Annotated in this window: 29 protein-coding genes; 14 read left to right on the top strand and 15 right to left on the bottom strand. The window is 32.1% G+C overall.

Annotated features, from left to right (window positions below; translation table 11 throughout):
- The first annotated feature begins 2 nt into the window (after positions 1-2).
- From ACP5FO_RS00365 to ppk1, 4 genes are read left to right on the top strand one after another with little or no spacing between them, the layout of a single operon-like run.
- Positions 3-827 carry a CHAD domain-containing protein gene (locus tag ACP5FO_RS00365; protein ID WP_428156845.1) on the top strand — a complete coding sequence of 275 codons (825 nt, stop codon included), beginning with the start codon at positions 3-5 and terminating at the stop codon, positions 825-827.
- Positions 820-2,337, top strand: a complete 1,518-nt coding sequence (locus ACP5FO_RS00360; protein WP_428105584.1) for an HD domain-containing protein — start codon at positions 820-822, stop codon at positions 2,335-2,337. Before ACP5FO_RS00365 ends, ACP5FO_RS00360 begins: the two co-directional genes overlap by 8 nt.
- On the top strand, positions 2,334-3,851 hold the full coding sequence (locus ACP5FO_RS00355; protein WP_428105586.1) for an HD domain-containing protein: 1,518 nt from the start codon (positions 2,334-2,336) through the stop codon (positions 3,849-3,851). Before ACP5FO_RS00360 ends, ACP5FO_RS00355 begins: the two co-directional genes overlap by 4 nt.
- On the top strand, positions 3,844-5,853 hold the full coding sequence (gene ppk1, locus ACP5FO_RS00350; RefSeq protein WP_428105588.1) for a polyphosphate kinase 1: 2,010 nt from the start codon (positions 3,844-3,846) through the stop codon (positions 5,851-5,853). The genes ACP5FO_RS00355 and ppk1 overlap by 8 nt, the downstream gene beginning before the upstream one ends.
- Position 5,854: 1 nt before the next feature.
- Here ppk1 and ACP5FO_RS00345 read toward each other — a convergent pair whose 3' ends face one another.
- Positions 5,855-6,460 carry a trimeric intracellular cation channel family protein gene (locus ACP5FO_RS00345; RefSeq protein WP_428105590.1) on the bottom strand — a complete coding sequence of 202 codons (606 nt, stop codon included), beginning with the start codon at positions 6,458-6,460 and terminating at the stop codon, positions 5,855-5,857.
- 213 nt (positions 6,461-6,673) lie between these two features.
- Between ACP5FO_RS00345 and rpmH the strand changes: the two genes are divergently transcribed.
- Genes rpmH through ACP5FO_RS00310 form a run of 7 tightly spaced genes read left to right on the top strand, consistent with a single transcriptional unit; the run spans position 6,674 to position 12,727 of the window.
- On the top strand, positions 6,674-6,808 hold the full coding sequence (gene rpmH / locus ACP5FO_RS00340; RefSeq protein WP_428105737.1) for a 50S ribosomal protein L34: 135 nt from the start codon (positions 6,674-6,676) through the stop codon (positions 6,806-6,808).
- The gene (rnpA, locus tag ACP5FO_RS00335) at positions 6,796-7,161 is read left to right on the top strand and encodes a ribonuclease P protein component (RefSeq protein WP_428156857.1); all 366 of its coding nucleotides are present in this window, start codon (positions 6,796-6,798) and stop codon (positions 7,159-7,161) included. Before rpmH ends, rnpA begins: the two co-directional genes overlap by 13 nt.
- Complete coding sequence (gene yidD / locus ACP5FO_RS00330) at positions 7,136-7,414, top strand: membrane protein insertion efficiency factor YidD (protein WP_428105592.1); 279 nt, start codon at positions 7,136-7,138, stop codon at positions 7,412-7,414. The genes rnpA and yidD overlap by 26 nt, the downstream gene beginning before the upstream one ends.
- Complete coding sequence (gene yidC, locus ACP5FO_RS00325) at positions 7,387-8,880, top strand: membrane protein insertase YidC (protein WP_428105596.1); 1,494 nt, start codon at positions 7,387-7,389, stop codon at positions 8,878-8,880. The genes yidD and yidC overlap by 28 nt, the downstream gene beginning before the upstream one ends.
- Positions 8,877-10,226, top strand: coding sequence for a tRNA uridine-5-carboxymethylaminomethyl(34) synthesis GTPase MnmE (mnmE, locus tag ACP5FO_RS00320; RefSeq protein ID WP_428156844.1), 1,350 nt, complete (start codon positions 8,877-8,879; stop codon positions 10,224-10,226). Before yidC ends, mnmE begins: the two co-directional genes overlap by 4 nt.
- 34 nt (positions 10,227-10,260) lie before the next feature.
- Positions 10,261-12,147, top strand: a complete 1,887-nt coding sequence (gene mnmG / locus ACP5FO_RS00315) for a tRNA uridine-5-carboxymethylaminomethyl(34) synthesis enzyme MnmG (RefSeq protein ID WP_428105601.1) — start codon at positions 10,261-10,263, stop codon at positions 12,145-12,147.
- Entirely contained in the window at positions 12,125-12,727 is a 603-nt protein-coding gene (locus ACP5FO_RS00310) for a 16S rRNA (guanine(527)-N(7))-methyltransferase RsmG (RefSeq protein ID WP_428105603.1), read from the top strand. The genes mnmG and ACP5FO_RS00310 overlap by 23 nt, the downstream gene beginning before the upstream one ends.
- Here the strand turns inward: ACP5FO_RS00310 and ACP5FO_RS00305 are convergent.
- The 11 genes from ACP5FO_RS00305 to ppsA all read right to left on the bottom strand — a co-directional run bounded on the left by ACP5FO_RS00305 (position 12,696) and on the right by ppsA (position 22,270).
- Positions 12,696-13,238 carry a helix-turn-helix domain-containing protein gene (locus ACP5FO_RS00305; RefSeq protein WP_428105606.1) on the bottom strand — a complete coding sequence of 181 codons (543 nt, stop codon included), beginning with the start codon at positions 13,236-13,238 and terminating at the stop codon, positions 12,696-12,698. The two genes, ACP5FO_RS00310 and ACP5FO_RS00305, sit on opposite strands and share 32 nt — an antisense overlap.
- A gap of 80 nt (positions 13,239-13,318) precedes the next feature.
- Positions 13,319-13,873, bottom strand: coding sequence for an acetate uptake transporter (locus ACP5FO_RS00300; RefSeq protein WP_428156843.1), 555 nt, complete (start codon positions 13,871-13,873; stop codon positions 13,319-13,321).
- Positions 13,874-13,953: 80 nt separating this feature from the next.
- Positions 13,954-14,712, bottom strand: a complete 759-nt coding sequence (locus ACP5FO_RS00295; RefSeq protein WP_428156842.1) for a polysaccharide deacetylase family protein — start codon at positions 14,710-14,712, stop codon at positions 13,954-13,956.
- A complete protein-coding gene (locus tag ACP5FO_RS00290; RefSeq protein ID WP_428105613.1) occupies positions 14,712-15,428 on the bottom strand; it encodes a glycosyltransferase family 2 protein in 717 nt (238 codons plus the stop codon). The genes ACP5FO_RS00295 and ACP5FO_RS00290 overlap by 1 nt, the downstream gene beginning before the upstream one ends.
- Positions 15,428-15,730 (bottom strand): metal-sulfur cluster assembly factor, encoded by a 303-nt coding sequence (locus ACP5FO_RS00285; protein ID WP_428105617.1) that lies wholly within the window; start codon positions 15,728-15,730, stop codon positions 15,428-15,430. Before ACP5FO_RS00285 ends, ACP5FO_RS00290 begins: the two co-directional genes overlap by 1 nt.
- The gene (locus ACP5FO_RS00280; RefSeq protein WP_428105619.1) at positions 15,727-16,089 is read right to left on the bottom strand and encodes a hypothetical protein; all 363 of its coding nucleotides are present in this window, start codon (positions 16,087-16,089) and stop codon (positions 15,727-15,729) included. Before ACP5FO_RS00280 ends, ACP5FO_RS00285 begins: the two co-directional genes overlap by 4 nt.
- Before the next feature lie 3 nt (positions 16,090-16,092).
- Positions 16,093-17,502 (bottom strand): Asp-tRNA(Asn)/Glu-tRNA(Gln) amidotransferase subunit GatA, encoded by a 1,410-nt coding sequence (gatA, locus tag ACP5FO_RS00275; RefSeq protein ID WP_428156841.1) that lies wholly within the window; start codon positions 17,500-17,502, stop codon positions 16,093-16,095.
- A 12-nt stretch (positions 17,503-17,514) separates the two neighbouring features.
- Positions 17,515-17,796: an Asp-tRNA(Asn)/Glu-tRNA(Gln) amidotransferase subunit GatC gene (gatC, locus tag ACP5FO_RS00270; RefSeq protein WP_428105623.1), complete on the bottom strand. Its 282-nt coding sequence runs from the start codon at positions 17,794-17,796 to the stop codon at positions 17,515-17,517.
- 9 nt (positions 17,797-17,805) lie between these two features.
- Positions 17,806-18,510, bottom strand: a complete 705-nt coding sequence (truA, locus tag ACP5FO_RS00265) for a tRNA pseudouridine(38-40) synthase TruA (RefSeq protein WP_428156856.1) — start codon at positions 18,508-18,510, stop codon at positions 17,806-17,808.
- 21 nt (positions 18,511-18,531) lie between these two features.
- Positions 18,532-19,875 (bottom strand): TldD/PmbA family protein, encoded by a 1,344-nt coding sequence (locus ACP5FO_RS00260; protein WP_428105625.1) that lies wholly within the window; start codon positions 19,873-19,875, stop codon positions 18,532-18,534.
- A gap of 1 nt (position 19,876) precedes the next feature.
- A complete protein-coding gene (gene ppsA / locus ACP5FO_RS00255; RefSeq protein WP_428156840.1) occupies positions 19,877-22,270 on the bottom strand; it encodes a phosphoenolpyruvate synthase in 2,394 nt (797 codons plus the stop codon).
- Positions 22,271-22,401: 131 nt separating this feature from the next.
- Here ppsA and ACP5FO_RS00250 point away from each other — a divergent pair, with 131 nt between their 5' ends.
- Positions 22,402-22,689: a hypothetical protein gene (locus ACP5FO_RS00250; RefSeq protein WP_428105629.1), complete on the top strand. Its 288-nt coding sequence runs from the start codon at positions 22,402-22,404 to the stop codon at positions 22,687-22,689.
- Positions 22,690-22,698: 9 nt separating this feature from the next.
- On the opposite strand, the gene ACP5FO_RS00245 is transcribed toward ACP5FO_RS00250, so the two are convergent.
- Positions 22,699-24,192, bottom strand: a complete 1,494-nt coding sequence (locus ACP5FO_RS00245; RefSeq protein WP_428105632.1) for an NAD-binding protein — start codon at positions 24,190-24,192, stop codon at positions 22,699-22,701.
- An 85-nt stretch (positions 24,193-24,277) separates the two neighbouring features.
- Between ACP5FO_RS00245 and ACP5FO_RS00240 the strand changes: the two genes are divergently transcribed.
- Together ACP5FO_RS00240 and ACP5FO_RS00235 are read left to right on the top strand one after the other, a co-directional pair.
- Positions 24,278-24,583, top strand: a complete 306-nt coding sequence (locus ACP5FO_RS00240; protein ID WP_428105634.1) for a hypothetical protein — start codon at positions 24,278-24,280, stop codon at positions 24,581-24,583.
- Positions 24,584-24,595: 12 nt separating this feature from the next.
- Entirely contained in the window at positions 24,596-25,435 is an 840-nt protein-coding gene (locus tag ACP5FO_RS00235; RefSeq protein ID WP_428105639.1) for an MBL fold metallo-hydrolase, read from the top strand.
- Here ACP5FO_RS00235 and ACP5FO_RS00230 read toward each other — a convergent pair.
- Positions 25,425-25,790: a hypothetical protein gene (locus tag ACP5FO_RS00230; protein WP_428105644.1), complete on the bottom strand. Its 366-nt coding sequence runs from the start codon at positions 25,788-25,790 to the stop codon at positions 25,425-25,427. The two genes, ACP5FO_RS00235 and ACP5FO_RS00230, sit on opposite strands and share 11 nt — an antisense overlap.
- Positions 25,783-26,604: a hypothetical protein gene (locus ACP5FO_RS00225; protein ID WP_428105647.1), complete on the bottom strand. Its 822-nt coding sequence runs from the start codon at positions 26,602-26,604 to the stop codon at positions 25,783-25,785. Before ACP5FO_RS00225 ends, ACP5FO_RS00230 begins: the two co-directional genes overlap by 8 nt.
- Positions 26,605-26,611 lie beyond the last annotated feature (7 nt).

Here is a 26,611-nt window from a genome sequence, read left to right as displayed (position 1 = left end):
TTATGCTATTTTACGATGTTTTTGAAGAAATCATAATCAATCAGGTGTCTGAGATTGAGTCAAATTTTAAAGAGTTTTATACTAAAGATGAAGCCCTGCATGATTTGCGCGTGGCTATAAGGCGTCTTTTATCTTATTTTTTAGTTTTTAAAAAGTATTTAAATACAGACACACAATTATTAAATACGCTAAAATTTTTTTTAAAATCATCAAATATAGCCAGAGATACCCAAATTTTGATTGAAAAAATAAATCAACTGGACATATTCGAAAACGATTTAAAAGAACTAAAAACCTATTTAGAAAAAGAATACGGTATACAAAAATCCAATTTTTACAATATTCTTAGTCTAAGTTTTGATGATTTTTTAATAAAAATAAACCAGACAATTGTACAAAAAAGCTACAGAAAAGATGTTTTTTTTGACTTTAAGTTTGAAACAATAGCTTTTTTATCACTTAACGCGCAAGCTAAAAAAATTAAAAAAATTAAGCCTGCTAAAAAAAATTTGCATAAATTACGCATTGAGTACAAAAAATACAGGTACATTTTAGAAATTCTACAAAAAACTCAAGTTCAAAACCAAAAAATTCAAGAACGCCTTATTCAACTAAGACAACTCCAGGATAAACTAGGCTATGTTCAAGACTTAAGTGTCCATATTGAATATCTAAAATCACTAAAAACAATACTGCCGGATTCGATAAATGCAATAGAAGCACTTATTGAAACTTTTAAAAGTAATTTAAAACAAAAAAGAAAAAAAGTTATTTTTTTATTATCTTTTTTAAGATTTTTTGAAATAAACTGGGGTGAACATGCCTGATTATCCTATCATAGCAATCATTGACATTGGTTCAAACTCAATAAGGCTTCAAGTTGCACAAAGTCTGGAAAAAAGCTATCGCATAATCCAGGATTATAGAGAAATTTTAAGACTTGGCGACTGCGTATTTTCCAAAGGCTACATTGATGGACAAACTGCTGATTTATTTTATAAAAACATGGAAGTAATAAATAATCTTATACAGAACCATAAAGCAACAATTATAAGAGCTGTTGGTACAGCAGCGCTTAGAGATGCACAAAACGCATATGAAATTGTTAAAACAACAAAAGAGCGCTTTGGCATAGATATTGAAATAATCAGTGGCAAAGAAGAAGCTTATTATAATTTTTTAGCTGTACTTTATAATTTTGACATAAAAAACATGAATGCTCTTACAATAGATATAGGTGGTGGAAGTAGCGAAATTGTAATATCACAAAAAGGTGAACTTGTAGATTCTTACAGTACGCTGCTTGGTTGCACAAGACTAAAACATGAATTTTTAAAAAAAGATCCGCCATCCCAATCATCTATTTATGCCATGAAAGATTTTATAGAAGAAACGCTACAAAATCTCGATGATATAAATATTGACACTATTGTAGCAACAGGCGGTACACTAAATAATATTGCAATCATGTATTATATGTCACAAAACAAAAAAGCTACATCATATGCAAAGTATGTGCCAAGATCATATGTCAAAAGTCTCATTAATACATTGCGTAGGATGAAAATTGACGATATTAAAAAAATAAAAGGTGTAGAAGAAAAACGCGCAGATATAATTTTACCTGCTTGTATGGTAATAGAAAGCATAATGAATTTTTATAACGTTGAAGGCTTCTACACTTTTATGGGTGGCTTAAGAACAGGTCTTTTAATTGACACATTAAATAAAATTGGTCTATCATTTCCATTTCAAACTTTAGATAGCGATTTAAAGTTTTCTAGATTAATAGAGCTTGGCAATAAATTTAACTTTGAAGAACCACATGCTCTTTGCGTAAATAACCTCGCCAAAAAGCTTTTTGAACAGCTAAAACAAACGCTTACTCTTCAAGACAAAGATTTTGCTTTACTCGAAGCAGCTTGCATTTTGCACGATATTGGCACATATATATCATTTTCAAAACACCATATGCATTCGTATTATCTCATTACAAATTCAGATCTAACAGGCTTTAGTATTAAGCAAAAAAACATGATAGCAACAATTTCTTATTTTCACAGAGGCAGTCTACCAAACAAATCGCATAAATTTTACCAATCATTTTCAAAAAAAAAGAAGGACAAAATAAAAAAACTTGCTGCAATTTTAAGAATAGCAGATGGTCTTGATAGAAGTCACAGAAGCTTTGTAAAAGACATCAAGGTTAGTATTGAAAAGGATAATATAAAAATTGTAGCTATATCAAGCGAAGATACTTTTTTAGAAATGAAAGCAGCAAATGCAAAAAAGAATCTTTTAGAAAAAGTTACTGGTAAAAAGGTTTCAATTATATGAAAAACGGTATATTTGGCATAATAAATATTGGTTCAAGCGCCATTCGCATGCAAATTAGTGAGTTTAAAAACTCAAAGGAAAGAGTTCTAGAAAGTATTGTTACGCCTGTTGCGCTTGGTCTTGATACGTTTGAAAAAGGCTATATTAGCTTAGAAAAAGTAAAAGTTACGGCTCAAATATTATCAAAATATGCGCAAAAATTAGACGAGTACAAAATCTGGGGCAACTACAAAGCTATCTGCACAAGTGCTGTTAGGGATGCTCAAAATAAATATTTTTTTATAAATTACATAACAACTAAAACACAACTTGATATAGAAGTTATTGATGAAACCCATGAAATGTATGTAAAATATTTAGGTGTTAAAAACGATATAAAAAGTTTTGACAAATTTGCACAAGAAGGTTTGCTTTTAGCTTATTTATCAAGCGGCAGTCTATCTATTAACATAAAGATAGGTGAAGTGGATATTTTTAATTCTGTATTTAACGCCGGTGCTCTCAGGCAATTTTTACTATTTAAAGATCTTAGCAATACCATAAAGTACAAAGCTTATGAAGAACAATTGGGCAAAATTTTGAACACGATAAAGCAAAATTGCAACTCGATTGACTCTATAAAGCACATGATTGGTTGCGGTAGTTCCATAAATTTGCTTGTAAAAGTTATCAAACCAAAAAGCAATAAAATTTCATACAAATCATTAATCGCGCTTTACCAAGATATAAAATCAAGCGAGCCTCAAGCTATATCCAAAAACTACAATTTAAGTCTCAATGACGCTAACGTGATAACGCCCATTGTTTATACTTTTTCTGCTTTGCTAAAATTGCTTAATTTAGATGGCTTCCTATTCTCAAATGCTACATTTCCCCAACAATTAATTAATTATTACTCAAAAAGTTTTAAAGAAAAATCTATTAACAAAAAAATTTTAAATCAAATTTTAGCCTATTCTAAAAAATACAACAACGATTTAAAACATGCCAAAAAAGTGCTGCATTTTGCAAACAGGCTTTATGCCGAACTAAAAAGCATTCATTCAATGACACTTAAAGAAAAAACAATACTAGATGCAGCTTGCATATTGCACGATGTAGGCTACTACATAGGCGTAAACAATCACCATAGACACTCTTATTATATTGCAAAATCCATTAATATGCCCGGTATAGATAAAGAAATAATTGACTATGTAGCTGCAAGCGTATTATTTCACAGAAACAAAGCAAAAATAGAATCTGAGGACGAGTTGTTAAGCGCACCAATAGAAAAAATTTTATCTTTAAAAAAAATTATTTCACTTTTAAAGATAGCAGATGCACTTGATGCAAGTCATATGCAAATCATAGAAGATATTAATATTGAAGTAAATGAAAATGAAATCAAAATTACAGCTGTTGCTCTAAAAATCCCATTTTTAGAAGAGCTTACGTTTAAAAATAAATCCACTGATTTTTTAGAAACATTTGGGATTGCTCCAAAACTTTACATAAAACTAAAATATGAGTGATTTTTTATACAATAATAGGGAACTTAGCTGGCTAGATTTTAATTATCGGGTACTAGAACAAGTAAGAAATCCAGATGTACCTGTACTTGAAAAATTAAAATTTATAGCCATTCATGCGTCTAATTTGGATGAATTCTTTATGGTTAGAGTAGCTGGGTTAAAAGACCAAATTGATGCAGGGTATAATGTAGCAGACATATCTTTGATGACACCCCAAAAACAACTAGAAGAAATTGCAAAAAAAGTAGCGGCGCAAGTAAAGTTAAGAAACGATATTTTTGAAAATCATCTCAAACCTCAATTAAAATCAAAAAGAGTAATTATTAACCCTAAAGAATATTTGATACATATTGAAGAGATTTTTTTATTGGATATTTTACCTGTACTAACACCTGTTGCTTTAAATAATATCAATCGAATTCCCTTTATCCAAAACTTAACATCGGCTTTTTTTGTCGAAATGGAAAAAAATTCAGATTTGTTTTATTCAATTTTGATTATACCTAATGTGCTTCCCAAATCGTTCAAAATTAAATATAAAAAACAATCTATCTATTACACAACAAATTATATTGTTGAGAAGTTTTTGAGCAAGGTATATTCAAATTACAATATAAAACGATTCTTTTTGTTTAGACTAACACGTAATGCAGATCTACCCATACACCAGGAACTATCAGAAGATTTACTCGAAGCAATAGAGCATTATTTGGATTTAAGAAAAAAAAGCAACGTAGTACGTTTAGAAATTGACAGAGAAATTGATAATTCTTTTATCGACAAAATGATGAATTATTTTGATCTCTACCCAAAAGACATATACATAATAAAAGGACTTCTGGATTTTAGCTTTATTTTTAATATTTTAGAAACAAAAAAATCTCTCTATTTTGAAACATTTAAACCGACTATTCCTAATTACCTGCAGCACATTAAAAAAACGAGCTTTTTTGAAATATTAAAAACTAACGATATAGTACTGCTTAGGCCCTACCACGATTTTAAAATAATAATAAAATTTCTTGAAGAAGCTGTGAATGATAGAAATGTGCTATCAATAAAAATTACGCTTTATCGTACAAATGACGATTCAAAAATTATAGAATTATTAGAAAAAGCTGCAAAAAACGGAAAACATGTGAGTGTTGTAATTGAGCTTAAAGCACGCTTTGATGAGCAAAAAAACGTAGGGTGGGCAAAACGATTGGAAAATGCCGGCTGCATTGTAACTTACGGTTTTTTAGATTTAAAAATACACGCAAAAACAATGCTGGTTGTCAGAAAAGAATCAGACCAGTTGGTGCGCTACACGCATATATCCACAGGTAATTATAATGAAAAAACCGCTTTAATCTATACGGATATCGATTACATTACAAAAGACGATTCAACTGGTCAAGAGATCGTTAATTTATTCAATTACATGATGGGATATTCTGATATATTTGACTGGGAACGAGTAAAGATTTCACCAAAGATACTTAGACAATCAATAATAGATATGATTAATAATGAAATCAAAAATACCAAGAAAGGCAAAAAAGGCTACATGGCCGCCAAACTGAACTCTTTATATGACAAGCAAATATCAGACAAACTATATGAAGCTTCTTGCGCTGGCGTAAAGGTTGATCTTATAGTTAGAGGCTTGTGTTCTGTAGTTCCAAAAGTAAAAAATATGAGTGAAAATATAACTGTTAAAAGCATAATTGGCAGGTTTTTAGAGCATGCTCGTATTTTGTACTTTTATGATAGTGGCAACGAAAGAATGTTTATATCCACAGCTGATTGGATGGTAAGAAATTTTGATAAACGTATTGAAATTTTATACGAAATCCACAATTTAAAAGCCAAAAAATTTTTAAAATCTATACTTAATATAAATCTAAGTGATAAAACCGCCTGGGAATTAGTTAAATATACATACAAAAAACCCCATCTAGATAATACAAACATTGGTTCTCAAGAATTACTTTTGAAAAGTATACAAAAAATATTGTAAACTACAACATCTTTCGTGGTAATTGCCAATTTTTTGAAAAAGCAATTATTCTAAGCGTAAATATTATAATTGTGCACAAAAATAAATTAATGGATACATTGAGTTTTAACAGATGCAAAACATAAAAAAGTGATGTGCCAATAATGCATGCTGAAGCATATATTTCTTTTCTTAATACCAAAGGAATTTCTGCTTGCAATACATCCCTTATCATGCCACCAAATACTGCTGTTATTGTACCTAATATTATAGAACCAATAAAACTCATATGATAGTCTATCGCTTTAGATACACCAATTGCACTAAATACACCAAGGCCTAGCGCATCAAAATAAAAAAATATTCGTCTTTTTTCAATACTTTTTGGAGCAATGAATACAATTATGGATGTTAAAATAGCTATTATTATATCTAGATTATGCACAAACACGTATGGTGGCAGGCTATTTAAAATCACATCTCTGACTATACCACCACCAATTGCTGTTACAAGACCTAGTACAATTACACCAAATAAATCCATTTGCTTTTTGACTCCAGCAAGCGCACCAGAGGCTGCAAATGCCATTGTGCCTATTGCATCAAGCAAATTGACCCAGCTTATCATAAAAGTTTTTGACAATTGTCATTAATAATTGACATACTTTTTGACATTTTTTTTACCTTTAAATTTTAACTTTTTTCACGCAAGCTTATAAAATTTTGCGATACTGACAACATAAAACGATATTTAGCATATTGACAACACTTTGTCAAAAACTAATATTTGATTTTTATGTCTTTATTGTTTATAATGGCAGCTGGATTTGTAGGAGGTTACATGAAAAGGACATTTCAACCACATAATACGCCAAAAAAAAGAACCCATGGCTTTAGAGTAAGAATGAAAACTGCAAATGGTAGACAAGTTTTGTCAAGAAGAAGGGCAAAGGGTAGAAAGCGATTGGCAATTTAAAATTTGATTTTGAGCATATAAATAAGCATGGAGAATTTATATATCTATACAACAAGTCGCATAAATATGTTTGTAATTTTTTTGTTATTTTTTTAAAGAAAGATAAAGATTTAAAAAAAAGAGTAGCGGTTGTTGCCAGCAAAAAAATAGGTAATGCTATAGATAGAAATAAAGCAAAACGTCGTATGAGAGAAATTCTTAGATTATCGAAAGAATTTATACTACCTGGGACAAGCATTATATTAGTTGCACGAAAACCTATTATAAATAGTAACTTTCAGATGTTATTGGATACTTTTCATAAGTTGCTTTATAAGTTCTACACATATGAAGACAGTAAACAAAATTCTTAGTGTTTTTTTTATTAAGGCAGTTAGATTTTATCAGCTATTTATATCACCTATCTTCCCAAACAGCTGTAGATTTTATCCGACGTGTTCGAATTATTCCATCGAAGCTGTAAAAAAATTTGGCTTCTTTGAAGGTTTTTTGTTGTCTGTTTGGAGAGTTTTAAGGTGCGCTCCCTGGAGCAAAGGTGGGTTTGACCCACCAAAACCATTATTTAAGAGGAATAAATTATGCAAGAAAACGAAAAAAGAATCTTGATAGCCGTTTTACTAACAGTACTCATTATTGTGTTTTATGACTACTTTTTTATGCCAAAACCTGAAAACATTTCTATAAAATCTGTAAACCAAACCACTAAGTTAGTACCAAATCTAAGCTCAATTGAAAATACACATATTCAGAATAATAAAAATATGACCGCAAATATCAATTCTAATGATTTAGACGTTAGCATATCACTAACAGACGGTACAATCAAGAATCTTTTACTGAAAACCTACAAACAAGACAATAAATACATCAATCTCGCTGATCCAAATGCTAAAATTGGTTTATTTTATACCCAATTTGAAGACTCTGCACTACAAAAAAAATCCTTAGAAGGCCAATATAATGTTGATATTAAAAAACACAATGGTGCAACTATTGTTTTGCTTACAAAAGCGGTGGGTGATATAAAAATTATTAAGCGTTACGTATTTAAAAATTATGGTATAGTCTTTGAAACAAACGTTTATAAAAACGATCAATCCTTAAATGCTAAATATTCACTTCTTTTAAATGAAAACTTTGGAAAATCCAGCAAAGATTCTCATGTCGGCGCTGTCGCATTAATTAACGATAAAATTAAAACAGATAAAGATATCGGTCAAATTGAAAAATTGACTTGGATAGCACTTGAAGACAAATATTTCTGTGTTGCGTTATACGATAATACACTTTTATCTGGCGGTTTTAAAGAAATTGATTCTAATAAATACATTTATGTCAACCTTAACACAAACTCATCTATCTACTCATTTGCGGGTCCTAAATCTAGTTCCATTATATCTGCATATGATCCCAAATTGGATCGAATAGTTAGATTTGGAACGTTTGGCTTTATTGGAAAGCCGCTCCTTTATGTTTTAAAATATCTTTACTCTATCGTTGGCAATTACGGCCTTGCTATTATTTTGCTAACATTTTTTATTAGATTAATTTTTTATCCTCTAACGTACAAATCATTTAAATCTATGAAAGCAATGGCAAATCTTCAGCCACAATTAAAAGAGTTGCAATTGAAATACAAAGGAAAGCCCGAATTGCTAAATAAATCAACAATGGAATTATACAAAAAACACAAGGTTAACCCGCTTGGTGGTTGTCTGCCTATACTTATTCAAATACCCGTCTTTATTGCTCTATACAATGTCTTACTAAATGCTATTGAATTAAGACATGCGCCATTTATTTTCTGGATAACCGACCTATCAGCCAAAGATCCCTACTACATTACACCAATAATAATGGGCCTTACCATGTTCATACAGCAAAAACTTTCTCCTTCTACACTCGATCCCATGCAGGCAAAAATAATGTTATTTTTGCCAATCATATTTACTATTATGTTTATGGGTTTTCCATCAGGACTTGTCCTGTATTGGATTGCAAACAATGTATTTACAATTATACAACAACTTATTGATACAAGAATAATTCAAGCAAAAGCAAAAGCAAAATGAACGATGATGACATTATTGCCGCAATCGCTACAGGATACATAGAGTCAGCAATTGGTATAATAAGGGTAAGCGGAAAAAACTCTTTAGAACTTCTAAAAAAAATATTTTATTCAAAACAGGAATATTTTGAAGCAAATCGTTTTTATCATGGTTTTATAAAAGATTCTAACGCTAAGATAGTTGATGAAGTATTGGTGAGTGTATTTAAAGCTCCTTTTTCCTACACAGGACAAGATTCTTTTGAAATTAACTGCCATGGTGGTCTACTTATTATGAAAAATACTCTTGAGCTGGTTTTACAAAACGGGGCAAGACTCGCACAACCCGGTGAATTTACCAAACGTGCTTTTTTAAATAATAAAATTGATTTGGTTCAGGCGAATGCTGTTGTAAATTTAATTAAAGCAAAAACACAAAAAGCGCTTGATATTGCCTTTAGGCAACTTTTAAAACAAAATACTACCATTATTGAAAAGCTAAGAGAAAAAATATTATTTTTAATGGCTGAAAATGAAGTTATTATAGATCATCCTGATGAAGAATTAAGTCATATAGAACTTGGGAAAAAGCTTTCTATACTTAATAATATCGAACAGCTTATTAACAAACTGTTGGAATATGCAACAAAGGGCAAATTTTTTTTTGAGGGTGCAAGTGTAGCTATCATTGGCAAGCCCAATGTTGGAAAATCAAGCTTGTTGAATATGCTGGTTGGTGAAGAAAGAGCTATTGTTACAGAAATTCCTGGAACAACCACGGATATCGTTTCTCAATACATAAATTTAAATGGAATTGCCTTAACTATCTTAGATACGGCTGGTATAAGACAGCATTCAAACAAAATCGAATTTTTAGGCATTGAAAAATCTAAGGATGCAATCAAAAACGCTGATTTATTAATTGCTGTTTTTGATACAAGTAGTGAATTTAATATAGAAGATAATGTCATAATTGATTACATTCATAACAAAAAGAATGTCATTGTAGTCTTAAATAAATCTGATTTACCAAAACGTTCAAATTATCCTTTCAAATTCGACACAGTTGAAATTTCCTGTCTAAAAAAAACAGGCCTTGACGAATTAAAAAATAAACTTTACAATATCCTGTTAGAAAACTACAGCGAAGAAGAAATAGTATCATTAAACGCAAGTCAAACGTTTGCGCTAAAATCTGCTCTAAGTCAAACCAAAAAGTTAAAAAAAGCATACAGAAATTTTTTAGATCCTTCTTTGATAAGCATTGACTTACAAATTTTAGCAGATTTTATTGAGCAAATTATTGGTAAAATAGAAAACGAAGATATTTTAGATAACGTATTTAAAAATTTCTGTGTTGGAAAGTAAAAAAATGTTCCACGTGGAACATTAGGGGTAAGCAATGTATATTTATCCGAAAAAATATGACTGTATAGTAATTGGCGGAGGTCATGCAGGCTGCGAAGCAGCACTCATTTGTGCAAGACTAAATTTAAGTACGCTACTTATTACTATTTCTGTTGAGAGTATTGGGGCGATGAGCTGCAACCCAGCCGTTGGCGGACTAGCAAAAGGACATTTAGTAAAAGAAGTGGATATTTTTGGCGGAGAGATGGCTAGAAATATAGATGAAACAGGATTACAATTTAAATTATTAAATAAAAGTAAAGGTCCAGCGGTATGGTCATCAAGAGCACAAGCAGACATGCCTGCATACAGATTGAGAATGAAACACACACTTGAGCATCAAAAAAATTTAGAAGTTAAACAAGCAACCGTAGATGAAATTATTATAGAAGACGACAAAGTAAGAGGCGTTGTGACGAACATAGGCAATGAATTTGAATGCAGTGCAATTGTTATAGCTAGCGGAACATTCTTAAAAGGCAAAATATTTATCGGTTTGAATGAATTTCACGCTGGTAGGGCATGGGAGCCACCCGCTGATAAACTATCAGAGAGTTTGGCAAAAGCTGGTCTTATGATTGGCAGGCTAAAAACTGGTACAACACCAAGGCTAGACGCTCGAACAATTGATTTTGATGCATTAGAACCACAAATGGGAGACAATGAGCCTATGCCATTTTCATTTAAAACCAAAAACTTTAATCCTTCAAATTATCCATGCTATCTGACATACACAAACGAAAAAACGCATGAAGCAATTAGAGAAAATTTGGACAAATCTCCGCTCTACAGCGGCATGATCCATGGCATAGGCACAAGGTATTGTCCATCAATTGAAGATAAAGTAGTAAAATTTCCAGATAGAGAAAGACATCAAATATTTTTAGAACCACAAGATGCGGGCTCAAATGAAATTTACGCTGATGGTCTGAATACTTCACTGGATTACGAAGTACAGGTAAAGTATCTAAGAACAATAAAAGGGCTGGAAAATGTAGAAATTATAAGACCTGGTTATGCAATAGAGTATGATTTTGTAAATCCTATTCAACTAAAGCATACGCTAGAGACAAAAAAGATTAGAGGATTATTTTTAGCTGGTCAAATTAACGGCACAAGTGGCTATGAAGAAGCAGCATCACAAGGTATGGTAGCAGGTATAAATGCCGCTATGTATTTACTTGAAAAAAAACCTTTTGTACTCGGTAGGGATGAAGCTTATAGTGGCGTGATGATAGATGATCTTGTAACAAAAGGTGTTAAAGAACCTTATCGAATATTTACATCAAGAGCTGAATACAGATTACTATTAAGAGAAGACAATACACATTTACGTTTAGCAGAAAAATCATACAAATATGGTTTACTGGATAAAGTACATTATGAAGAACTTTCGGAATATATACAAAAAATGAATGAAACAATCAATCGTTTGAAAAAAACGTTTGTAATGCCAACTATAGAATTTAACAAAAAACTTTCATCGATTGAAACCCAGCCAATAAAAACTAAAGTCAATTTATCTAAATTGCTTGCAAGGCCAGAAGTGAATTACAAAAAATTACAAGCTATACTTGCTGATTTACCAATACTAAATGAAATTGAAATACAACAATTAGAAATAGAGATTAAATACGAAGGCTACATTAATTTACAAAAACAACAAATAGAAAAATTCAAAAAACTTGAAAATATTATTATACCTGATGATTTTAACTACGATAGCGTAGCTGGACTTTCAGCAGAAATCAAAATAAGATTAAAAGAAGTTATGCCAAAAACACTTGGTCAAGCAATGAGAATACCAGGAATGACACCTGTAGCAATACAAATAATTAGTATATTTTTACACAAAAAAAATGTACAATCAAAACCAGCTTGAAAATTTACTAAAAAAAACAGATTTATACACAAATGACACGTTTGAAAAATTAATCTTATATATAGAAAATCTCAAAAAGTGGAATGCGTCAATAAATTTAACATCCAAAAAACTTGATATAATAAAGCATATACAGGACAGTCTATTATTTTTTGAGATTATTCAAAATCCAATAGGTGAGCTTTTAGACATAGGTTCTGGTAATGGTTTTCCATCGATTATAATAGGCATTTTATGCGCAGGCCTGCGCATAACAATGGTTGAAACAAATGCTAAAAAATGCGCATTTTTAAGAGATACATGCATGAAATTATCAATTAAAGCAAGAATTTTAAATATAGATATATTAAGTATGAAAACTCAAGATACTTTTAGCATAGCCACACTACGTGGATTGAAGATAGATAGTAAAATCGAATCAAAAATTTATAAATTATTATCAAAAGAATATGGCAAGCTTCTTATATGGACGAATCCTCCACCCTCTTTAAAAAAATTCAACTTCACAAATTCAATAAGCAAGGATAACAAATACCTGCACATGTATACTAAAGCACAGGTGGCGCAACAACCCATATAGTTTCTACGTCCACATCACCTATATTCTTATAATAATGCGGCAAAAGGGATGAAAAATAAAAACTATCGCCGGCTTCCAAAACAGTACTTTGACTGCCAATCCTCAACTCAAGTTTACCTTTTAAAATGTAACCAAATTCTTCACCATTATGTCTGTGCTCGCCTTGAGAATCACAACCGACTGGAATTATTTTATACAAAGGCTCCATCATTTTGTTAGAGATTTTTGATACCAACAATTCTGCCTTTACGTGGCTACCAGGATATATGATTTGTGTACGCTCATTTTTGGTTAAAAATATTTTATCCTGTTGCTTTTCATCGCTAAGTAAGTCTTTTACCTCTATATCTAAACTTTCAGCTAATTTTTTTAAAATACTAATAGAAGGCATAGCCTTACCGGTTTCTATTTGAGAAATATAAGCATCTGTACAACCCACTTTTTCTGCTAAAGCTTTGAGGGTTAAGCCTTTCTTTTTTCTTTGAACTTTTATTTTTTCTGACATTTCCATCTTTACAAATACCTCCTAAACTAAATAGCAAGAAGTATTATACAACTTCTTGCTATTTTAATCAAGCAAAATCTAATTAATTATGTGGTTAAATCAAATTGAGCCTTAATAGCCTCATACATACCATACCACGCAGCCAAAGCTGTAATGATTCCTTCATAACCAGCAAAGGTAGTTATTGCTTGGCTTCCTGTATAGTGGCCAATATCAAGCAAGATGAACAAAATTAGCAATAAAACAAAAATCGTTATAACGGTAGTGTGTTTAGTATTAAATACCAACGCAGTCATAAATGCAGTAAAGATAGTCCATGCAACAAGCGTAACACCTAAGGCTGCACCAAAAGCTGCATCAGGAATCCAATGCCAGATTGGCCCCATATAGATTAAAAAAGCAAGTGCAATCCAGAATGCTCCATAACTAGTAAAAGCTGTCATGCCAAATGTATTGCCTGTTTTGAACTCAAAAAAACCAGCAATAAACTGCGTCAAACCACCATAGAACAAACCTAAAGGAAGCACAGCAAACAACGCTGCCGGAACCAAACCAGCATTAGCTAAATTTAGAACAAACGTAGTTAAAGCAAATCCACCCAACCCAACTGCACCTGGGTTAGACATTTTCCCATCAGCCATATAAAACCTCCCAAAAAAAATTCTTTAAATATAAAATATATTAAATTTATATAAATGTCAAGTGAAAAAATTAATTAAATTTATATTCTAGAACGGCCACGTGTTAATATTAAGTATAAATCTAAATAATTAGTGGATTTGCGTATGATTGACCTTTTGAGTATGTAAGGATTGTACTTACAATTGTTGACAGATTGACCAATAATATAAGCACGCTTAAAACCAATTTTTTTTAAAACGTCAATTACTTCATCACTATAATTACCAAAAGGATATGCAAAATCTTCTACATTTGTAAATTGAGATAATATTTCTTTTGATCGAGTCACATTTTCTAAAATGTCATTTTTAGATAATTCAGAAAGTTTTAAGTGAAAATGAGAATGAGAGCCAATTTCCATACCTAATTCAATTAATAATTTAATATCATTTTCATCGAGCATTGGCATATTATCAAGCGTTTTACCAATATAGGCACTTGATATAAAAAAAAGGGCACTAAAACCATGTTTATTTAAAATCTTTGCAGCTTCTAAGTTATTTTTGTAGCCATCATCAAATGTTACCAGAATAAACTTTTTTTTATTATAAAGTTTATTTTGCAAGATATGTTCTGTTTCGCTAGCTTTTATTGCTGAATATCCAAGCTTTTTTAAAAATTTAATCTGTTTTTCAAACTTCTCTAATGAAATATTAAACTTATCTAAGCTTGTATTAGATTTTTGACTAGAAACACTATGGTATAGTAAGATAATAATGCCTTTTTTGGGTAAACGAAAAAAATTGTACCTGAGTAAAAAAATAATAATTACAAAACAAAGCAAAATTATCAAAAACACTAATTTAGCTCTTTTACTTTAGCATATTTAACAAGTTGATAAAAACTTGATAGAAGTGCATACAAAACACCTTCGTAACCATCCAGAAAGGCACCTCTAATAATAAATCTTTTAAAAAGCTCTAAATTAAAACGTATAATTGGGTGCACATTGTAGTTTTTTTTTAAATTTAAAGTAGCGGAAATAGATGTATATTTGTTTAGTTTTTCAATGTAATGACTTAAATCTTTATAACTATAGTGTAAAATCTTACCATTTAAGCGCGAAGCGTTTTTTGACATAACCTTTTCGTGCACTATGGAATTGCTAAACTTTAGACCTTTTCTAAAAAGCCTCAAATGCCAGTTTTGTGCACCACCAAACTTAAGAGCTTTATTTAAAAATACAAGCTGAATTTTTATATAGTAACTATCAAATTTTGTATTTTTTATAGCTTTTAGAATTTCTGCTTTTAAAGAGGGGTCAACGACTTCATCTGCGTCAATACTCAATATCCAGTCGGTTGAAAGTTTTTCTATAGCAAAATTCTTTTGTTCGCCGTAATTTACAAATTTGTTAAAATATACTTTATCTGTATATTTTTTTGCTATACTTACAGTATTATCTGTGCTGTATGAATCGACTATAACTATCTCGTCACAAAAATCAACGCTTTTAAGTGCTCTTTCAATAGAGTCTTCTTCGTTGTAAGTAATTATAGCACATCCTATACTCATTACTCACCCAAAAGTCGCTTTCTAGCCTCTTGGCTCATCATGGAAGGATTCCAGGGTGGGTCCCAGACAACATCTACAAACACCTCTTTTGCGCCAAGTTCCATGATTTTTTCCCTTATATCTTCGGTAATAGGTATATGCAGTGGACAGCCCGGCACTGTCAATGTTATTGTAACAACAACAACATTATCTTCGTCTATGCTAATATTATATAAAAATCCTAGTGATACAACATCTAAACCCAATTCTGGATCATATACATTTTCAAGAGCTTTAACAATTTCATTTGTAGTCAGTTTCATTTATTCTCCTTTTTTAGTAATTTAAATGGTACAACATTTCGTTTATTTTTTTTTATTTTGAGTTTTTTAATGTTAAATTTATTCAAAATTCCACTTTCATTTTTAAGAAACTTAATTGTAATAATGTGCTCTGGGCTCATTATTATGAGACGACCATCAAACATCGAATCTTTCGCATCAAGAGGCTTTATTATGACTTGACCATCAACCTCTTTGTATGTATTTACATTTTCTAATTTAATACCCCAGTAGCTTTGCTCATCTAAAAAAGATAGCAGATCGTCACTTTCAAGATTTTCAATCGTTCCAATATAGCTCTCACCACTTACAAGGTCAACTTTTACCCAAACATCTTTCATTTTTTACTCCAGGATAGGTATTTTTTTATAATAATCATGCTGTTGCTCAAATGCATATGCAACTTTTAGTAATATATCCTCTTTAAAAGTATTTGACAAGATTTGCAAACCCAAAGGCAAATTATTGCTACTTATACCACACGGTATACTAATTGCGGGCAATCCCGCTAAATTTGCAGGTATAGTAAAAGTATCAGAAAGATACATTTCAAGAGGTTTAGTAACTGCTCCAATTTTAAACGCATCAGTGGGCGTTGTTGGCAATATTATTGCATCAACTTGTTCAAATGCTTTATCAAAATCCATTTTTATCAGATGGCGAAGGCGCAGTGAGCGTACATAATAAGCATCGTAATATCCACTTGAGAGCACGTAAGTACCAAGCATTATTCGACGCTTTACCTCAGCACCAAAACCTTCACTTCTTGTATTTACATACATTTCTTCAATAGATTCATCATTACTTCTATATCCATATTTGACACCATCAAAGCGTGCCAGATTACTTGAAGCTTCGGCGCATGCTAAAATATAATAATCTGAGATAGAATACTTGATATGGGGCAAATCAATTTTTTTAATCTCTGCACCCAGTTTTTTATATGTTTGAATAGCGTTTTCGATGGAAAGCGCTATTTCTTTTGAGACAGAGTCTAAAGCTGCCTCATAAACTCCTATTTTTATACCCTTTAAGTCTTCAGTTAAAGATTCTAAATAATTAGGAACTTCAATATTTACCGACGTAGAATCTTTTGGGTCAAATCCTGAAATGATATTCATAAGTAAGCTTGCATCTTTTACATCGCGCGTAATAGGTCCGATCTGATCCAAGCTAGAGGCAAACGCTACAAGTCCATAGCGAGAAACACGTCCATATGTAGGTTTTAAGCCCACAACGCCGCAAAAAGAAGCAGGTTGCCTGATAGAACCTCCCGTATCAGAACCCAATGCAGCAATGGCTAACCCAGAAGCAACGGCTGCTGCTGAGCCACCGCTTGAACCACCACTGACACGGCTTTTATTCCATGGATTTTTGGTAGGGCCAAAGCAAGAAGTCTCACAAGACGAACCCATTGCAAACTCATCCATATTCGTTTTGCCTATAAAACTAGCACTTGCTTTTTCAAGTTTTTCAATTACGGTGGCATTATATATACTTTCAAAATTTGAAAGCATTTTTGAACCGCATGTAGTTTTATGCCCTTTAATCATAATATTATCTTTTATAGCAATAGGCAAACCAAACAAACTGCCAGATTCTTCTGATTGAACATCTTCGATTAAACTAATATAGGCGTTAAGATCTGGATTTTTCTCTTTAATAACCTTAATTTGCTCTTTATAAATCTCTTTTGCTGAAATGTCCCGTTTTTTGATCAGTTCTATAAGTTCATGCAAAGTTTTTTCTATCATAAATTTTCTCCATTAGATAACTTTTGGAACTTTAAAGTAATTATTGTCACGATCTGGGGCATTTTTTAATATATCTTCTACTTGAAAATTTTTTTCTACTCTATCTTGTCTAAAAAAATTTACATTGCCAAGTGGATTGGATAAAGGTTCAATATTAGATAAATTCAATTCATCAATCTCTTTCATGTACTCTAATATATCATTTAATTGAGAACTAAATTTTTCAATCTCTTTATCTTGAAATTTTAGCTTAGCTAATTTTTCTAGTTTCTTTAATTCCTCTTTACTAATCATTACTCACCTCTAATAAATTGCTCGTTTAAAGTATAATCCGCATGCTGGAGCTTTGAGAGAATTTTGTCTATAAGTGGCAGTCAAAGTATTTTCAATCTGTTCTATAGAAATAATACCTCTTGCGTAAGCTACAATAGCGCCTATTATAAGCCTTACCATGCCTCTTAAAAAAGCTTGACCTCTGATAAAAAAAATTGCAAAGTATCCTTTTTGTTTGAATCTTATATATTTAACAAAACGATACGTTTGTTTATTTTTTGAACCTTTTGAAAGGAAGACAAAATTTCTATAACCAACAAATAAATCCTTAACATCTAATAATCTAGATATATTAAGCTTTGGCACATGCCAAACGTAATTTTTTAAAAATGGCATACACACATCCGCAGTGTTTATAATATACACATAATCTCTAAAAATACAACTATAGCGCGAATGAAAAACATCCGGCACACGATAAGCGCCTAATACACGAACCTCTGGTTTAAGTAAAGCGTTAAGCGCTTTTTTTATAACCTGCACATCTAAAGTTTTATCAATATAAAAATCAACTACCTGCCCCAATGCATGTACACCCGCATCAGTTCTGCCTGCATAATTTATTGACACGTTAAAATCAAATAATTTTTTAAGGGCCGACTCTACCTCTTGTTGAACTGTAAATTTGTTTTTTTGTATTTGCATTCCATGAAAATAACTACCATCGTAGCTAATTTTTAGTTTATAATGAATTGGTTAGCCCCCTACCATAATTTTTGGTATTCTAAGCGTTGGCTCACCGTCTGTAACAGGCACACCTTGTGAGCTCTTGCCGCAGGTACCTACTTCACTTCCAAAATCGTCACCTATCATATCAATATCTTGCAAAATTTTTGGACCATTGCCTATAAGTGTGGCGCCCCTAACCATATGCTTGATTTTGCCTTTTTCTAATAAATAACCTTCTGAAACTTCAAAAACAAAATCTCCAGTAACAGGGTTTACTTGCCCCCCACCCATTTTTTTGACAAGCAATCCATATTCTATGCTATCTATAATTGCTTCTTTGCTGTCGTTTCCTGGCAAAATGTATGTGTTGGACATACGAGGAATTGGGACATAAGCGTAAGATTGTCTGCGGGCGCTGCCATTTGAAAGCCTACTATTTGCTTTTGCATACATTTTGTCAAACATATAATCATTTAGGATACCATTTTTTATAAGCATTTTTCGCATACCATGCGTACCTTCATCATCATAAACAAAAGAGCCTCTTGCTTTTTCTACGCAAGCATCATCTACAACAGTGATTTTTTCATTTGCCACTCTTGAGCCTAATTTATTTTTGTAAACACTCATTGATTCAAACACTAAATCCGCTTCTAATCCGTGACCGACAGCCTCATGTATCATTGTACCACCAGCACTTGCATCCAAGACTACACTCATTACAGCAGGTTCAAGACGGGGGCTTTTAATTAATTCTTCTACTTTTTCTACCATTTCTTGCGTTAATCTTTCAAAATTAATACCTTCCAAAAATTCAAAACCACCCATAGCCGAAAGGGGCTTTCTCACCGTTTGCAAAATATCATCATGCTTTCCTACTAACTCAATATAAAGCAAAGTATAAATACGTTTCTCCTGCACTAAGTTGCCACTTTCATTAATTATAGCAATTTGCTTTAGTTTATCCGAATAAGTAATGCTTGCTTGCACAATATTAGGATTTTTATAGGCAGTATCATTTATTGTATCAATTATCTCTTTTGATTTGTCAAGATCGACAGGATAGCCATTGTATGAGTAAATGCTCATTTGAGGCGTTTCAACAATATTTACGCCTTTTTTGGGATTTTGTATGTCGCAAATAAATTTTGTTTTCTCAAATACCGTTTTTTCACTTAAGTCGTTGGTGGAGGCAAAAAGCGTAGAAAAGCCCTTTACCGCTCTTATGCCAATACCTTTTTCAGTACTAAAGTTTACGTTTTCTATTTGTCTATTTTTGGATTCTATAGTTCTATTTAGTGAATCTTCTATATATAAGTCAAAAAAATCGAATGTTGCGTTTTTAAGCAAGCTATATGAATCTTCGTACATATTATCTACCCAACTTTTTTTCTACTTCAAGAACTTTTAGCGTCGTAGACATTATGCTGTCTGGGTTTAGACTCATAGAATCTATGCCTTCTCCTACCAAAAATTCAGCAAAATCAGGAAAATCGCTTGGTGCCTGGCCACATATACCTACACTTTTGTTGTATTTGTGGGCAGTTTTTATAAGCATCGAAATCATACGTTTTACTGCAATATGTCTTTCATCAAAAAGGTGAGCGATAAGACCCGAGTCTCTATCAATTCCCAGAGTAAGTTGTGTTAAATCGTTTGAGCCAATTGAGAATCCATCAAAAATCTGAGCATATTCATCAGCACATATTACATTGCTAGGAATTTCTGCCATAACATAGATTTCAAGACCATTTTCGCCTTGAACGAGACCGTTTTTTTTCATTTCAGCAATAACGTTTTTTCCTTCTTCGGGCGTTCTACAAAAAGGTATCATAAGCTGAATATTGGTAAGTCCAAACTCGTTTCTGACTTTTTTCATTGCCAGACACTCCAGCGCAAAGCCTTCTTTGTAATTGTCTGAGTAGTATCTAGATGCACCACGCCACCCAATCATAGGATTTTCTTCTTCTGGTTCAAATTGAGAACCGCCTATTAAGTTTGCATACTCATTAGTCTTAAAATCGCTCATCCTGACTAGTATTGGTTTTGGATAAACGCTCGCAGCCAACAAAGACACACCTTGAGCTAATTTATCTATAAAATACTGCGGCTTGTAATCATAACTTAGTGTTAGCTCTTGTATACGTTTTTTTACTTGGCTATCTTCTAGCCTATCAAAGTGAATAAGTGCCAACGGGTGTACCTGTATAAACGAGCTAATTATAAACTCCATTCTTGCAAGACCGATACCATCGTTTGGGATATTAGCGCTAGATAGAGCAAGCGCCGGGTTTCCTAAATTCAGTTTAATTTGCGTTTTTGGCCTTTTAAGCGATGATAAATCAAGCGTTTCAACTTCAAAATCTAATTTTCCTTTGTAAACATAGCCTTCGTCGCCTTCTGCACAAGAAATTGTTATTTCTTGTGCAGTCTTAATAGCATTCGTGGCATTGCCACAACCTACAATGGCGGGCACTCCCAATTCCCTTGAAATAATGGCAGCGTGACATGTCCTACCACCACGGTTTGTAACTATTGCTTTGGCTTTTTTCATAATGGGTTCCCAATCAGGATCTGTCATATCAGTTACAAGAACTTCGCCTTCTTTAAATTCGGAAATTTTACTTGAATCAAGCAAAACATGCGACTTGCCACTTGCAATCTTGCTACCCACTGCAACACCTTTTGTAATAATCTCGCCTTTTTCTTTCAATTTGTAAGTTTCCATAATGCTTAGATTTTTTTGAGAATGCACGGTTTCTGGCCTTGCCTGAACAACAAATAATTGATTAAGCTCACCGTCTTTTGCCCATTCTATATCCATTGGCGAGTAAATGTTACGCTTTTTTGTATAATGATTTTCAATTTTTATAGCCCATTTAGCCAGCGTTAAAACATCTTCATCGCTTAGTGCATAATTGATTCTTTCTTGAGTGCTTGTTTCAACCTCTTTAATTCCACCGTTTTCATCATAAATAGCTTTGATCAGCTTTGAGCCTAAGTTCTTTTTTATAATTGATTTGTAACCCTTTTCAAGTGTAGGCTTAAAAATCACAAACTCATCAGGGTTTACTTTACCAGCAACGATAAGCTCACCAAGCCCATAACTTGCATTGATTACCACTACTTTATCAAAACCACTTTCTGTATCAATACTAAACATTACACCGCTTGCCGCTTTATCTGAACGAGCCATTTTTTGAACTGTCACTGACAAACCAATATCAAAATGATTAAAACCTTTATCGTGCCTGTAGGATGTAGCTCTATCTGTAAAAATTGAGGCGTAGCATTTTTTAACATATTTTATAACATTATCTATGCCTTTGACATTAAGGTAAGTATCCTGCTGACCAGCAAATGAAGCATCTGGCAAATCTTCTGCTGTAGCAGAAGAACGCACCGCAACATCTGTGTTTTGTGCAGAATACATGCTGGATAATTTTATATAAGCTTCTTTTATTTCTTGTAATAAGTCTTGCGGCAGGTCTGCCTGTTCTATCATTTGTCTTGCAGCGGCGCATTTTGCCTGTAAATCATTTATATCATGTGTGTTGAGAGATGCCAATGTGGATTCAATTTTTTCTTTTATATGAGAACTTTCCAAAAGATACCAGTAAGATTGTGCTGTTAGAGCAAAACCATAAGGAACGTTAATTCCTTCGCTTTTTAATTCTTTTAACATTTCGCCCAAAGATGCGTTTTTGCCACCAACTAAACCAACATCGCTCATTGATACTTCATCAAGCCACTTTATAAATTTCATTGTTTACCCTCCGTTTCTATTTGTTTTTATAATAACAAAAAAAATTTCAAAATTCAAATAGATATAAAAATTGACCTTAATTTCACTACAATTGGTTAAACTGGTAAAAAATGTGAAAAAGGAGGTTTGACATGCTAAAAAAATTCCTTTTAGCAGGTACACTTTTGCTAGCTTTGTCTGTAAATGCATTTGCACAAGCGCCCTATAGACCATCAAAGATCCATCATCCCTACCACCACAAAGTTTATCATCACACAGATTATAAACACAAAGTTTATAAACACGTAAACCACAGGCTAATTCACAGAAATGCCAACTACCATGCAGCAACACCGGCTCTCCCCACAACACACACACCAGCTGGAACAATACCTGCACAAAGAGCAATACCAAATCCTGCTGCTCACAAAGGCTACTAAGATTTAGGGTCAGCTTGACCCTAAATCTTTTTTGAACCTTTGTAAATCTTGAGTTAGCCCCACACAAATTAATATAGTATCTGAACTTATTATATCATCACCGCTTGGGTTAAATTTTAATGTTTTTTCTATTTTTTGTTCGTTTTTATTCAAAACTTCCTTTACTAAGGCTATAATCATTAAATTGTAAAATGGCCTTATGTTTGTTTGCTTTATCATTTTTCCATTGTAGGGGCTGTTTTTTGGTATTCTAACTTCATCAATTTCTATAGCTTCTTTAGCGCCTGCAATACTAAATAGCGCATCAGCAGCATTAGGTGCTAAAATCATTCTTGCAACCCTTGTAGCTGATGTATGGTAGGGCGATATGGTTGTAGCATCAAGCCTTTTAAATCTCTTAATTGATTCTTCTTCATTTTCTCTTGCGTTTACGCGCGCTATTGAAAAAATACTTTGATTGAGTTCTTTTACACTCATTAAAATATATAAATTTTCAGCATCAGAGTTTGTTAAAATTGCAATACCTTTTGCACGCATTATACCTGCTTGCATCAAAGATTTTTCGCTAGCAGCATCGGCATTTATTGTTAAATATCCTTGCGATATCGCCTCCTGCACTTTATCTTTGTCTTTTTCAATAATAACAAAATCGATATTGTTCATTTTTAATTGTTGTGCAACCAAACTCGTAATTTTCCCAAATCCACAAATAATGTAGTGATTTAATAATGAATCTATCTTTTTTTGCATTACCTCCTCCTTGTTTAATTTTGATTCTATAATCTTGCGTGTAAACGCAGAAGTTATAATACTTGTTAGCATTGCAATGCTAACAATGCCGAATATCATCAAAAACGCAGCAATTAATTTACCTGCTGTAGTAATTGGAACTATATCGCCATAACCTACTGTAGTAGCAGTTACAATAGACCACCAAAATGCATTAAATATAGATCTAAACTGAGGGTTGTATGGGCTTTCCGCAAGATAAATGGAAATTGAAGAAACAAACAAAAAAAATGCAAAAATTGCAAAAAACCATGTTAGCTCATAAAAGCTTTTTTTAATAACATCCACCAGCTCCATAATTTTTTTACTAAAACGACCAAACTGTAACAACCTTGCAAGCACAACAAGCAAAGTATATGGATAAGGCAATAAGAAAAAAGGTATCATAGCAACGATGTTAGCTAAAAATAGCGAATTGATAGTTTGATTTAATACCGCTTTGTAGCTAAAACTTTTATCTTTAATCAAAACCGCAAAAAAAGTAGCATAATTTGCGACAAACTCAGCGATAATAATTGAAACAACAACTATCTCGATATTTGTAAAAAAATGCTTTATAATAGCATAATCAAAAAATTTTGCCCCTTTAAACACCATTATAGATACGATTGAGCCAAATAATACCAACCTCATAAAAAAACTAAAAAGATAGGATGTAATTCTATTAACATATAAAACATTTCTTATTCTTACTAAGAAATCAATAAATTTCATGTTTTTATTATACAGGCTTTAACACTCATTTCAAATTTTTTAACAACGTCTTGAAGTTTTTTCAATAAATCTATAAAATAAGTCCATGATAGAAAAAGAAAATTTTCTTAGTATAATAGAGAAAAAAGCAAAACAATTAGAAGAAGGCCAGTATTTAGATATTAGAAGCTATAAAAGAAACCGCAGTGTTTTATTAATTAAGCTAAAAGACAAATACCGCATAATAGAAAATGGCTTTAGAAAAATTGACTTGAGCATCGATTATAGTAATTTAAAAGGCGTTTTTAAAACAATAGAACGCATTGAATTTCCAAGAAGCCATATAGTGCGCATATATAAAATGGATAATTTTGATGAAGCAAAAATAAATTTGCAAAGAAAAAAACTTTAAGGAGAAAATTCTATGAAAATCATTGATTTAGACTTTCAAGATAAACAAAATATCATCGCAAGTTTTCTCATTGAAGCAAAAGAACCCATACTAATAGAAACAGGCCCAGATTCAACATTCGAACATTTAACTAAGCATTTGCAACATTCAGGTTTAAGCCAAAAAGACATAAAGCATGTTTTTGTAACACATATTCATCTAGATCACAGCGGTGCAGCCTGGCACTTTGCTAAAAGCGGTGCCAAAATCTATGTTCACCCAAATGGCGCAAAACATCTTATTGATCCAACTCGCCTTGTTGCTTCGGCCAAAACTGTCTATAAGGATAAACTAAAATCGCTATTTGGTGATCTTGAACCTATTAGTAAAGAACAGATCATTGTATTAAATGATGAAGAAGCAATTGACATATCTGGGACAAACATCATACCTATTTTTACACCCGGACATGCCAAACACCATGCATGTTTTTTTCTAGATGACCATATGTTTACGGGCGATGAAGGCGGTATACGCATTTTAGACGGGCCAATTATGCCACCAATGCCACCGCCAGATATCAATCTAAAAGAGTGGGTATTGTCAATTGAAAAATTAAAAAAATACGCACCTCAGTTTATTTGTCCTACACATTTTGGTTGCTTTAAAGATAATACGCACTTCGATATACTCATTTCTCAGATTGAAAAATACGAAAATTTTATACAAAGCAGCCAAAACTATAAAGAATTTCTCTTATTTATTGATTCTTTCTTTTCTAAACAAAGCATAAGAGAACTATATAGACTTGCAAATCCAGATGATATGAATTTTGAAGGTTTGTTGAGATATTTTCAAAACACTAAGGTTTAATTTTTGTCTGATTGTCAGCATTGGGTGCTTTTTTAAATACGTTGCTTAGTTTGCTATTAACATTATTAAGCAAATTGTCAATAGCTTCTTTTGAATTTTGAGACTTTGTTAAAATCAACGCTTCTTCTAACTCTACTTTTGCAAAATTATAATGCTTATCTTTAGCATATGCAGCTGCCAAACACATGTATGAAGCAGGATTATTAGAATGTTCTACCACAGCTAATTTTCCAAGCGCTATAGCTTGCTCTAAGTTTCCTTCTTTTATCTGATTTATGCAGCTTGTAATCACATTTGCGCTTGCCAAAATAGGTAAAAAAACAATAATGACAGTCAAAAAAATTTTTTTAAGCATGCTTTTTTCCTTTCCTTTTCTTGTCAATTGCAATATAACCAAAAATCAATATCCAGACTAAAACTATTGATCCCATTACAATTGGCAATTCTTTGCGTAACTTTTGATAAATATAAAACCTTTCTTGATTTTTAGCTTGAGCATTTATATAATTTTGAAGCAATGTATAATATTGGCTTGCTTTATAATCAATCACAAAATTTTGGTAATTAGCAAAAGATTCTACGAACGTTCCATGGTTTTGTTCTTGCAAGAGATATACAAAAGCTTTTGAAGCCTCTTTATAGCGTTCTTCGGGATTTTTTACATTATCTATATAACCTAAATATTTTATAAACATCAATGTTTCATCAAGTTTATTAGCTGGGTTTATATCAAAATCAATTTTTGAGATCTCTTGGGGATATTTGTAAGCTAAAAATGCACAAATGTAATCATCCGTCCTATTTTGTTCGTATATTTTGATAGTTTGAGTAGCTGCTGCCAAATAGCGTTTGATATTTTGCTTGTATTGACTATATCCAATATTGCCAAGCCAAACAATAAATTCATTTAAGTATTGAGCTTTTGGTATTGATAAATTTAAACTTGAGTTTATCTTGTTTATAGCTATATTAAACTCTTCATTATCAATAGGTAACCCTTCAACTTTTTCTAATGTACCGTTTAGAGTAGATTTCTGAGCTTTCCATTTTAGCTGCATTTGCAAAAATTTTGCCCTACAACTATTTAATTTGCACTCGATGTGCCAGGATGAGCCAAAAGCACTACTAATTTCAAATTGGGAAATTATAACCAATAGCATTAAAGCCATAAAATAT

Origin of the sequence: Desulfurella sp. (assembly GCF_049977265.1) — a bacterium.
GTDB lineage: Bacteria > Campylobacterota_A > Desulfurellia > Desulfurellales > Desulfurellaceae > Desulfurella.
The sequence above is the reverse complement of the archived record's forward strand: the minus strand, read 5'-3'. Positions and strand labels throughout refer to the sequence as shown.